The sequence below is a fragment of the Vibrio sp. 811 genome, from assembly GCF_033339195.1.
Genome location: NZ_JAWOUB010000038.1, coordinates 1 through 10566 on the forward strand (window position 1 = coordinate 1; position 10566 = coordinate 10566).

The 10566-nt window shown below is 45.7% G+C and carries 10 protein-coding genes; 3 read left to right on the forward strand and 7 right to left on the reverse strand.

Translation table 11 applies throughout. From position 1 onward, the window contains the following. The first annotated feature begins 324 nt into the window (after positions 1-324). Complete coding sequence (locus R7Q46_RS24165) at positions 325-678, forward strand: hypothetical protein (protein ID WP_307851070.1); 354 nt, start codon at positions 325-327, stop codon at positions 676-678. Between the two features lie 57 nt (positions 679-735). Here the strand turns inward: R7Q46_RS24165 and trpS are convergent, their stop codons facing one another. From trpS to nsrR, 5 genes are all read right to left on the reverse strand, one after another. Next, the gene (gene trpS, locus R7Q46_RS24170) at positions 736-1752 is read right to left on the reverse strand and encodes a tryptophan--tRNA ligase (RefSeq protein WP_005381398.1); all 1017 of its coding nucleotides are present in this window, start codon (positions 1750-1752) and stop codon (positions 736-738) included. A gap of 116 nt (positions 1753-1868) precedes the next feature. After that, positions 1869-2555, reverse strand: a complete 687-nt coding sequence (locus tag R7Q46_RS24175) for a phosphoglycolate phosphatase (protein ID WP_213871900.1) — start codon at positions 2553-2555, stop codon at positions 1869-1871. A gap of 110 nt (positions 2556-2665) precedes the next feature. Next, positions 2666-3409 (reverse strand): 23S rRNA (guanosine(2251)-2'-O)-methyltransferase RlmB, encoded by a 744-nt coding sequence (rlmB, locus tag R7Q46_RS24180; RefSeq protein ID WP_213871901.1) that lies wholly within the window; start codon positions 3407-3409, stop codon positions 2666-2668. Between the two features lie 67 nt (positions 3410-3476). After that, positions 3477-5984 (reverse strand): ribonuclease R, encoded by a 2508-nt coding sequence (rnr, locus tag R7Q46_RS24185; protein ID WP_017821742.1) that lies wholly within the window; start codon positions 5982-5984, stop codon positions 3477-3479. A gap of 115 nt (positions 5985-6099) precedes the next feature. After that, the gene (gene nsrR, locus R7Q46_RS24190) at positions 6100-6525 is read right to left on the reverse strand and encodes a nitric oxide-sensing transcriptional repressor NsrR (protein ID WP_005381392.1); all 426 of its coding nucleotides are present in this window, start codon (positions 6523-6525) and stop codon (positions 6100-6102) included. A gap of 157 nt (positions 6526-6682) precedes the next feature. Between nsrR and hmpA the strand changes: the two genes are divergently transcribed. Next, complete coding sequence (hmpA, locus tag R7Q46_RS24195) at positions 6683-7867, forward strand: NO-inducible flavohemoprotein (protein WP_065274928.1); 1185 nt, start codon at positions 6683-6685, stop codon at positions 7865-7867. An 80-nt stretch (positions 7868-7947) separates the two neighbouring features. On the opposite strand, the gene motX is transcribed toward hmpA, so the two are convergent. Continuing rightward, on the reverse strand, positions 7948-8583 hold the full coding sequence (gene motX, locus R7Q46_RS24200; protein ID WP_005381388.1) for a flagellar protein MotX: 636 nt from the start codon (positions 8581-8583) through the stop codon (positions 7948-7950). A gap of 216 nt (positions 8584-8799) precedes the next feature. Further along, a complete protein-coding gene (locus R7Q46_RS24205) occupies positions 8800-10116 on the reverse strand; it encodes an adenylosuccinate synthase (RefSeq protein WP_005387946.1) in 1317 nt (438 codons plus the stop codon). Positions 10117-10288: 172 nt separating this feature from the next. On the opposite strand from R7Q46_RS24205, the gene R7Q46_RS24210 reads away from it, so the two are divergent. Then, on the forward strand, positions 10289-10474 hold the full coding sequence (locus R7Q46_RS24210; protein WP_154204985.1) for a DUF2065 domain-containing protein: 186 nt from the start codon (positions 10289-10291) through the stop codon (positions 10472-10474). Positions 10475-10566 lie beyond the last annotated feature (92 nt).

The window sequence follows — 10566 nt, forward strand, 5'->3', positions numbered from 1 at the left end:
AGTAGTTTTACAGGCAAAGCCGAAACGGATGATAACCACCTACTGAAGTAGGTGGTTTAGGGCTGAAAAATAAAAAATATAATTAGTCACTAATTTAGAATGCTTTAATTTTCACTTGTATCACTGTTCAAGCCCAAGAATCTATTACTCGCTTCGTTTTCTCTTATACAGGCCCCTCATACTTCAAAGTTTTCATGATTTATTCAATAACTTTTCATTACTCACTAGCCAAAAACATACACAAAAGATATAACACCTGCGCGAGACAATAAGATCTCATTAGCTGTAAACCCAGGAACGACAAATGAAAAAATTCAACGCAGTGTGCTAGCTCTCTCCCTACTTGGCTTGATAGCGGGGTGTCAGTTGACCGCCAGTGAGCCACTTCAACCTACGGCGAATCAAGACATCATCGAATCAGCCAAAAATGAACTGGATGGTATTGAAGAGCTAGAAGTCAGTGACGAGGGTGTTATTACCTTTACTCAGTGTCTAAGAACGCCAGGAACCTACTGGATTCCAGCGAGAATTAAAGAACTCAGCTACGATATATCATGCGTACAGCTTAGTTACTTCATTGATAGAGGCATGATTGTGAAGTCTGCCTTTCTAGGGGCTCGAGGACGTGTTGAATATTACGACATGGAACGCTGTATGAAAGACACACCATTTCAGTAATACAGGCATAAAAAAAGCTCCACCAAAGTGGAGCTTTTTCGTATTCGTTCTTAGCAACTATGGGCGAGCTACAAAACCTACTGCTTCGTATGCTTTCTTAAGCGTTTCAGCCGCTCGTGCCGAGGCTTTCTCAGCGCCTTGCTGCATTACCTCGTCCATGTAAGCACGATCAGCGCGAATACGGTGATATTCTGCTTGAATTGGCTCAAGCATTGCTACAACTGCCTCACCAACATCTTTCTTAAATGGGCCATACATTTCTACGCCTTGGTACTTCGCTTCAATCTCTTCGAAGCTCATGCCTGTCGCCGCGGAGTACAGACCCATTAGGTTAGCAATGCCCGCCTTGTTCTCGATATCATGACGGATACTTGGTGGCGTTTCGGTATCGGTTTGCGCTTTGTTGATCTTCTTAAGGATCGACTTAGGCTCTTCCAGCAGCGTGATAACGTTCTTACGGTTGTCATCAGATTTAGACATCTTCTTCGTTGCGTCTTGAAGGCTCATTACACGCGCATTTACTGTCGGAATGTAAGGCTCTGGAACTTGGAAGATTGGCTGCTCTGGCGAGTAAATATTGTTGAAACGCGTTGCGATATCGCGCGCTAATTCTAGATGTTGCTTCTGGTCACTGCCTACAGGTACTTGGTGTGCACCGTAAAGCAAAATGTCAGCCGCCATCAACACCGGGTAGTCAAATAGACCAACGTTTACGTCATTCGCGTAACGTGCCGATTTGTCTTTAAACTGAGTCATACGGCTCAGCTCACCCATTTGAGTGTAGCAGTTAAGAAGCCAACCTAATTGAGCATGCTCTGGTACATGTGACTGAACAAATAGCGTGCTCTTCTTCGGGTCAACACCAACTGCCAGACAAATTGCCAGTGCGTCTAGAGTTGCTTCATGCAGCGCTTTAGGGTCCTGACGAACCGTAATCGCGTGAAGGTCTACCACACAATATTGGCAATCATAATCGTCTTGCATCTGCTGCCATTGACGTAGAGCACCCAAGTAGTTACCGATACTTAGTTCACCTGAAGGTTGAACACCACTCAATACAATGGGTTTGCTCATTAGAATGATTCCTTTGACTTCTTAATCTAATTAAATGAAAAAAACCGTGCAGTAATAGGTGCACGGTTTACTCAGTGTACTCATTAACGAGTATTTTGGAAGCTCTTTTGTAGCCGTTATGCAGAAACCGCTACAACGTCCAATAATTCTGCCAAACTGTCAGCGACGAAATCTGGATTTGATGCTGAAATAGGTTCACCGTGGTTGTAACCATATGTCAGACCAAATGAGGCACAGCCTGCATTCTTTGCTGCGAGAATGTCGTTTTTCGAGTCGCCAACCATCAGCATTTCACTTGGTTGGATTTGGTGCTTTTCCATCAACCAGTTCAATGCTACTGGGTTTGGTTTTTTCTCTGAGAATGCATCACCGCCAAGGACATCAACGAAGTATTTTGCGATGTCGTGCTTTTCCAAAACGTCAGGCACAAACTTTGAAGGTTTGTTAGTCACCAACGCCATAACAAAGCCCGCTTTGTGCAGCTCTGCTAGTGTCTCTTTTACCGTTGGGTAAAGATGACTTAACTTGTGACCGCTTTGCTCGTAGTAATCATCAAACAATACACGCGCTTTAGCACGAAGCTCTTCACTCAGCTCCGGGTTGATGGTCAGGCTTTGGCTTAATGAGCGACCAATAAGCACGTCTGCACCGTTACCCACGTAATCACGAACTTGTTCTTCTGAAACCGATGGAAAGCCAAGCGCCTGTACTGCTTGGTCTGCCGCGACAGCTAGATCTGGCACGCTATCAAGCAAAGTACCATCTAGATCGAAGGCGATGAATTTAATGTCTTGTTGAGTCATAACTTCCCTGAGGATTTTTATTTATAAATCGGTGAAAACGACAAAGGATGGCACCCCATCCTTTGTTTTTATCATTATGTCTGATTCTACAGTAACTGTTTGTTTCGTCGTTACTTTGCAGCAATACGCTGACGAACTGCCTCAAACAAACAGATGCCGGATGCTACAGATACGTTCAAGCTTGAAACGCTACCAGCCATTGGGATCTTAATCAAATCGTCGCAGGTTTCACGAGTCAGACGACGCATACCATCACCTTCTGCCCCCATTACGATAGCAAGGGGCCCAGTCAGTTTTGCTTGGTAGATGTCGTGCGTTGCTTCGCCCGCCGTACCAACAAACCAGATACCTTGCTCTTGCAGTGTACGCATAGTACGAGCCAAGTTAGTCACTCGGATCAATGGCACGACTTCAGCTGCACCACAAGCCACTTTGCTTACGGTTGCGTTCATCGGTGCAGAACGATCTTTCGGTACGATGATCGCCGCAGCACCTGCCGCATCTGCGTTACGTAAACACGCACCAAGATTGTGTGGATCGGTCACGCCGTCTAACACTAATAGCAGTGGTGATTCGTGCTGCGCCAGGATGTCATCTATATCGTTCTCATTCAGCAGCTTCGCTGGTTTCACACGAGCGATGATGCCTTGGTGATTTGCACCGCGCGCTTTGTCATCCAAGGTTTTACGTGTCATCTGCTGAATAGAAACACCACAAACCTGAAGATCATTTAGGATTGGCATTAGGCGATCATCTTGACGACCTTTTAAAACGTACGCCTCGATAAAACGCTCTGGTTCGCGCTCCAATACCGCCTTCACTGCGTGAATGCCGTAGATAAATTCGTTACTCATTGTTTAACCTGTTGTTCTGGTCGTATTGCCTGCGCCAACCGAGTTTGAACTAAGTTGGCGCTTCAACCTACTGCGCTTCTTTTTTAGTGCGCTTGGTTTTCTTCGGCTTACTGTGCGGCTTCTTTTTACGTGCTTTTTTCACTTTAGGCTTCTCGTTGCCTTCGGCGTCACCACGTTTTGGGCCATTACGCTTACTCGTTGCACCCGTTTCTTCTGGGCGTTTAGTTGGCTCTATCGCAGGAACTGCACGAGCCGCGCCACCTTCTTTCGATGAAGAGCGAGTCGCAGCGCGTTTTTTATCTTTCGCTTTGCGTTTTGCTTCCGCTGCGCGTTTCTTCGCAGTCTTACCTTCGCCGCGTAGCTTACGACTTGTTTCGACCAATTCAAAGTCAATTTGCTTATCATCGAGGTTAACAGCCAGTACTTTTACTTTTACTGCATCACCTAAGCGGTAGATGTTACCGAAACTTTCACCAATAAGTCGTTGACCAATCGGGTCAAATTGATAGTAGTCGTTCGCAAGGGTAGAAATATGTACCAAACCATCGATGTGCAAATCCGTTAAACGTACAAAGAAGCCAAAGCTAGTGACATTAGCAATAACACCGTCTAGTTCGTCACCGACGTGGTCTTGCATATATTCACACTTCAGCCAATCCGCAACATCACGTGTTGCATCATCAGCACGGCGCTCTGTCATCGAACATTGTTCGCCGTAAAAATCCATGTCGTCAAACGAGTAATGATAGCCACCTGTTGGTGTCCAGCGATCTTGATTACGACCTTCTTCTTTAGCAATCAGATACTTGATTGCACGGTGAAGTAACAAGTCAGGGTAACGACGAATTGGCGACGTAAAGTGCGCATAGCGTTTCAATGCCAACCCAAAGTGCCCCGCGTTATCTGCGTTGTATACCGCTTGCTTCATTGAGCGTAGCAGCATGGTCTGAATCAACTCTTGATCTTGACGCCCGGAGATTTGACGTGCGAGATCAGCATAGTCCGTTGGTGAAGGCTCTAAACCACCTTTTAGCTCAAGACCAAGTTCACTTAAGAAGTCACGGAAACCTTGCAGGCGTAATTCACCTGGAGATTCGTGGATACGATAAAGCGCGGGCTCTTTCGCTTTTTCTACCAGCGATGCCGAAGCAATGTTGGCTAAAATCATACATTCTTCGATGATCTTATGCGCGTCATTACGAATTACTGGCTCAATACTTTCGATTTTACGTTCCGCATTGAAAATAAATTTGGTTTCAACGGTTTCAAATTCGATTGCACCGCGTTGATCTCGTGCTTCTTTCAGCACTTTGTACATCTTGTGCAACTCTTCTAGATGAGAAACAAGCGGCTGGTAGCGCTCACGTAGTTCTTCATCCCCTTCTAGAATCGCGCTCACTTTGCTATATGTGAGACGAGCGTGCGAGTTCATCACCGCCTCGTAATGCTTGTAACCAGACAGCTTACCTGTATCGGAAATGGTCATTTCGCACACCATACACAAGCGATCTACTTGCGGGTTAAGCGAACATAGGCCGTTCGATAGTACTTCTGGCAACATCGGCACAACTTGCGACGGGAAATATACTGAGTTACCACGATTGATCGCTTCTTTGTCCAACGCAGAGTCAGGACGAACGTAGTAACTGACGTCAGCAATCGCTACCCATAAACGCCAACCACCTTCTTTGTTCTTTTCACAGTAAACGGCATCATCAAAGTCTCGTGCGTCTTCGCCGTCAATGGTCACTAGTGGCAAATCACGTAGATCCACACGACCAACTTTGGCTTCTTCTGGTACTTCTTCGCCCAAGTTTTCGATTTGTTTATCGACGGCTTCTGGCCATTCGTGAGGGATTTGGTGTGTACGAATCGCAATTTGTGTTTCCATACCTGGTGCCATATTTTCACCAAGGACTTCAACCACTTTACCCATCATGCCGCGTGAGCGTGAGCCACGATCAGTAATTTCAATTACGACTACGTTACCCATGCGTGCACCCGCTTTGTGCTCATTTGGGATCAGGATATCTTGGCTGATACGCGAGTCATCTGGGACAACATAGGAGTATCCATATTCAAGGAAGAAACGACCGACGATTTGATCATTACGCTCCTCTAGCACACGCACCAAACGTCCTTCACGGCGGCCGCGCTTGCTGTTGTCTGTCGGTTGCACTAAGACAAAATCACCGTGGATGATGTTCTTCATCTGATGGTGCGGTAACAGAATATCATCATCCTTGCCGACGCTGCCTTCTGGACGTACCCAACCATGGCCATCACGATGACCAATCACGTAACCTTTCACCATTTCAAGTTTTTCAGGCAATGCATAGCACTGACGGCGGGTAAACACCAGTTGGCCATCTCGCTCCATCGCACGTAGCCGACGACGCAACCCTTCGTATTGCTCTTCGCCCTCAAGCTTTAGTGCCTCAAACAAGTCGTTACGATTCATTGGAACGCCCGCTTGCTCTAGAAACTCGATGATAAACTCTCGGCTTGGAATTGGATTTTCGTAATTTTTGGATTCACGATCTGCAAAAGGATCGTTTGGAATATTGTCTGACATAGGCACGCCTATCTAGCAAGGAAGGTATATGGCTAGTATATCTGAGTCTCTCGATAAGCTACAGAATTGCTTTGAAAAAAGAATGATCGAGATCGACTCTAGGCATGCAAATGAGTTAAGGACGAGCCAGCAAGATCAAAAGTTCAGAATTGTCACTGAGCAAGGATTCAATCGTGCAATCATCCAACTCCGCCAGAAAGGCACTTTTTGCTTTCGCCAATTTATCTTTGAGGCGGCAAGCAGGGGTAATATGGCAAAAATCCACACCACAGTTGACTAAATCTAACGGCTCTAAATCGCGCACAACACCACCGACTGTGATTTCAGATGCTGGCTTCATCAGCCGGATACCACCGTTTTTTCCGCGCACGGTATGGACATAACCCAACTGTCCTAACCGATTGATAACTTTAACCATATGGTTGCGCGACACACCAAATAAATCCGTCACTTCGGTAATGCTGGTTAACTCATCTTCCGGCAACGAAGCCAAGAAAATTAAGGTTCTCAACGCATAATCAGTGAAACTAGTTAACTGCATATTCTCTCCCAAAGTGCGACTCAATAACCCGCTGGTGATACTAAAACCCCAAACTTGAGCTATCGATAAAAGTGTAAATCTTTTCTTGATCGAAAGATACATTTGAGATACAACTTTAAACATGCATTATAAATACAACTTAAAGTAGGAAGCCCTTATGCTCAGCAATCAAACTATCGAGATCGTCAAAGCGACCGCACCACTCATCGCCGAAACAGGACCAAAACTGACCGCGCACTTTTACGAGCGTATGTTTACTCATAACCCTGAGTTGAAAGATATTTTTAACATGAGTAACCAGCGTAACGGCGATCAGCGTGAAGCATTATTCAACGCTATCTGTGCCTATGCTGCCAATATTGAAAATTTGCCAGCTCTGCTTGGCGCAGTAGAGAAAATTGCGCATAAGCACACGAGCTTTTTGATCACAGAAGATCAGTACCAAATCGTTGGTAAGCATTTACTTGCAACAATCGATGAGCTTTTTAATCCAGGTCAAGAGGTGTTGGATGCTTGGGCTGAGGCTTACGGCGTACTTGCGAATGTATTTATTCAGCGCGAAGAACAAATTTACCAACAAAATGAAGCTTTGGAAGGCGGCTGGCGCGGTCTACGCGAATTTGAATTAGTCGATAAAAAGATTGAGAGCAAACACATTTGCAGCTTTGTGTTCAAGCCAACCGATGGCCAAAAAGTGGCGCCGTATAAACCGGGACAATACCTTGGCATCTACATCAACAGTGACCAGTTAGAAAACCAAGAAATTCGCCAATATAGCCTGTCTTCTGCGGTCCAAGAGAACACCTACCGTATCTCAGTAAAACGTGAAGAAGGCGGAAAAGTGTCGAACTACCTGCACGATAGCCTGAACATTGGCGAAAAAGTGCAGCTTGCAGCCCCTGCCGGTGATTTCTTTATGGATGCCGAACCACAAACACCCGTTGTTCTAATTTCTGCTGGTGTGGGACTTACTCCAACGCTGTCAATGCTAGAAAGTCTCTCAGCACATCAAGCACCTGTAACTTGGGTTCATGCAACCGAAAATGGCCAACAGCATGCTTTCAAGCAACACGTAAACCAACTCGTTGCAGAAAAAGAAAATATGAACGCGCTCGTTTGGTATAACCAACCAACGGCAGAAGACAAGCTAGGTGAAGACTTCCACTTCACGGGCTTTGTCAATCTGTATGAAATTGAAGCTGCATTAAAGCAAGATAACGTGCAGGTATACTTCTGTGGTCCTGTAGGATTTATGCAGCACGTAGCGAAACAGCTATTAGAACTTGGCGTACCAGAAGAGCAATTCCATTACGAATGCTTCGGTCCACACAAAGTGGTTTAAGCGCTACCAACTATCGGGAAAACAACAAAGCCCACGTGACGTGGGCTTTGTTGTATGAAGTTGTTTGCAATATTGAAGCGTTACCAAAAGGTGTCTCGCCGTTTAGCTCGAGCAATAACGTTTTGTGGCATGCGCTGTTCAAGGCCGTTTCTCAATACAGTTATGCGCTTATGCTGCCGCTTATCTGCTGTGACAGAGTTATATAACCAACGATACGCATCTTCGTAATCGAGTGGACTGCCATAATCACGTAAAAGCAACTCGGCCAGATGAATACGCGCGTTTAGGTTTCCCATTGACGCAGCTTCTCGCAAATATGGAATTGCACGTTCTTTATCTTGCTGTACTAAAGTGCCACGCGAATAGTATCGGCCAATCTGCTCTAGTGCAGCTGGTAACCCCTGATGCGCTGCATTTTCGATGTAGTAAAGACCCAGTTCGACATCTTGCTCGACACACACCCCCCAAGCCAACATATCTCCGTATAGAAACTCATAAGCGGGTAAGTTAATTCGAGTCGCACGAGCTACGATATCCTCCACCAGCTGGCAGTTATCAGCGCGCACACGTTGTAAGTGCTTATTTTGCTCAATAAGCTTTATCAGCTCTGCTTCGGTATAGATCGGAACTGGTGCCCCCACATCAGCAACATTAGCTTTCACTGTGGTAGCAACCAAGGTCAACAACAGTGAAGCAGCCACTGTTCGTAACTTCATAAACGTACCCTTAAGGTATCTAATAAACCAAAGATCGGTGAAGGATCTCCTCTGCTTGATAACCTTATCGGCAAAAAACAGCTAAGCTTTAGACAATTTTTGCCTCTGATTTAGGCTCAGCGGCAAAAGCTTGCCATATGAGAGTCACGCTGTTTTTGTTCAGATACAAAAAAGCCGACCAGAAGGTCGGCTTTTGCAATCTTTAACGGCTATCAATTAAGCTTCGAATGGGTGAACTTTGATGATAGTTTCGTTACGGTCAGGACCCGTAGAGATGATGTCTACTGGAACGCCAGTTAGCTCTTCAATACGCTTGATGTAGTTAAGAGCGGCTTGTGGTAGAGCATCTAGTGACTTAGCACCAAATGTGTTCTCAGACCAACCAGGCATTGTTTCGTAGATTGGCGTTGCTTTTTCGAATGCTTCAGCAGCCATCGGAGAAACTTCTAGCACAGAGCCATCTTCCATCTTGTAACCAGTACAGATTTTTAACTCTTCTAGACCATCTAGTACGTCTAGTTTAGTTAGACAGAAACCAGATACAGAGTTGATTTGGATTGCACGACGCATAGCAACAGCATCGAACCAACCTGTACGACGTAGACGACCAGTTGTCGCACCGAACTCGTGGCCAACTTCACCTAAGTGCTTACCAATTGGATCTTGCTTATCTAAACCGTCGTATAGTTCAGTCGGGAATGGACCAGCACCAACGCGAGTACAGTACGCTTTTGCGATACCCAAGATGTAACCGATGTGACGAGGACCAAAACCAGAACCTGCAGCAACACCACCAGCAGTCGTGTTAGAAGACGTTACGTACGGGTAAGTACCGTGGTCGATATCAAGTAGTGTACCTTGTGCACCTTCGAACATGATCTTGTCGCCGCGCTTACGTGCTGCGTCTAGTTCGTCAGTTACGTCGATAACCATTGACGTTAGTAGTTCAGCGTAGCCTTTAGCTTGCTCAAGTACTTCTTCGTAGCTTACTGGTTCCGCTTTGTAGAAGTTAACTAGTTGGAAGTTATGGAACTCCATGACTTCTTTTAGCTTCTCTGCGAAAGTCGCCATATCGAATAGGTCGCCAACGCGTAGACCGCGACGAGCAACTTTATCTTCGTATGCTGGACCGATACCACGACCAGTAGTACCGATAGCTTTTTTACCGCGAGCGATTTCGCGAGCTTGGTCCATTGCAACGTGGTAAGGAAGAATTAGCGGACATGCTTCAGAAATGAAAAGACGCTCGCGTACTGGAATACCGCGCTCTTCAAGAGGCTTCATTTCTTTAAGTAGAGCTTCAGGTGATAGTACAACACCGTTACCGATAACACATTTTACGTTATCGCGAAGGATACCTGATGGAATTAAGTGAAGAACGGTTTTTTCACCGTCAATTACGAGAGTGTGACCTGCGTTGTGACCGCCTTGGTAGCGTACCACGTATTTTGCATCTTCAGTTAAAAGGTCTACGATTTTACCTTTACCTTCGTCACCCCATTGGGTGCCTAGAACGACTACGTTATTTCCCATCTTTCCAAGTCTGATTGCTAGTTAAAAATGGATTCTAGCACCGAATCACGCTTCTTGCAGTCATTTTTTGTTCACAGAGTTGCTACCAGAATGTCATCTTGCCGCTTTGTTCATTTTGAAATCAGCATATCACTGATAGTATTTAGCTTTCTCTATTCGACTGGAAAGCGCTATGTCTGAATCCATATGGTTGGCGATTGGGCTCATCTTGATCGTGGAAGGCATTGGGCCACTGATTGCTCCTAACGGTTGGCGGAATATGGTGGCTCAATTAAGTGAACAACCCAACAATCAGCTACGACGCATCGGTGGCTGCCTAGTAGTTGCTGGAGCCGTAATCGCTATCATGATGAGCTAGCACTTAGCATCAGATGTAAATTACCACCTTCTAAAGAAGGTGGCTTTGTGTGAGCCCCCTAAAAGGGGGCCTTTGTTTAGTCCAGCGCCAAT

Bases quoted from the DNA above. Each gene is read 5' to 3' on its own strand.
- trpS (WP_005381398.1), bottom strand. From the start codon at position 1,752: ATGAGCAAACCCATTGTATTGAGTGGTGTTCAACCTTCAGGTGAACTA.
- R7Q46_RS24175 (WP_213871900.1), bottom strand. From the start codon at position 2,555: ATGACTCAACAAGACATTAAATTCATCGCCTTCGATCTAGATGGTACT.
- rlmB (WP_213871901.1), bottom strand. From the start codon at position 3,409: ATGAGTAACGAATTTATCTACGGCATTCACGCAGTGAAGGCGGTATTG.
- rnr (WP_017821742.1), bottom strand. From the start codon at position 5,984: ATGTCAGACAATATTCCAAACGATCCTTTTGCAGATCGTGAATCCAAA.
- nsrR (WP_005381392.1), bottom strand. From the start codon at position 6,525: ATGCAGTTAACTAGTTTCACTGATTATGCGTTGAGAACCTTAATTTTC.
- hmpA (WP_065274928.1), top strand. From the start codon at position 6,683: ATGCTCAGCAATCAAACTATCGAGATCGTCAAAGCGACCGCACCACTC.
- motX (WP_005381388.1), bottom strand. From the start codon at position 8,583: ATGAAGTTACGAACAGTGGCTGCTTCACTGTTGTTGACCTTGGTTGCT.
- R7Q46_RS24205 (WP_005387946.1), bottom strand. From the start codon at position 10,116: ATGGGAAATAACGTAGTCGTTCTAGGCACCCAATGGGGTGACGAAGGT.
- R7Q46_RS24210 (WP_154204985.1), top strand. From the start codon at position 10,289: ATGTCTGAATCCATATGGTTGGCGATTGGGCTCATCTTGATCGTGGAA.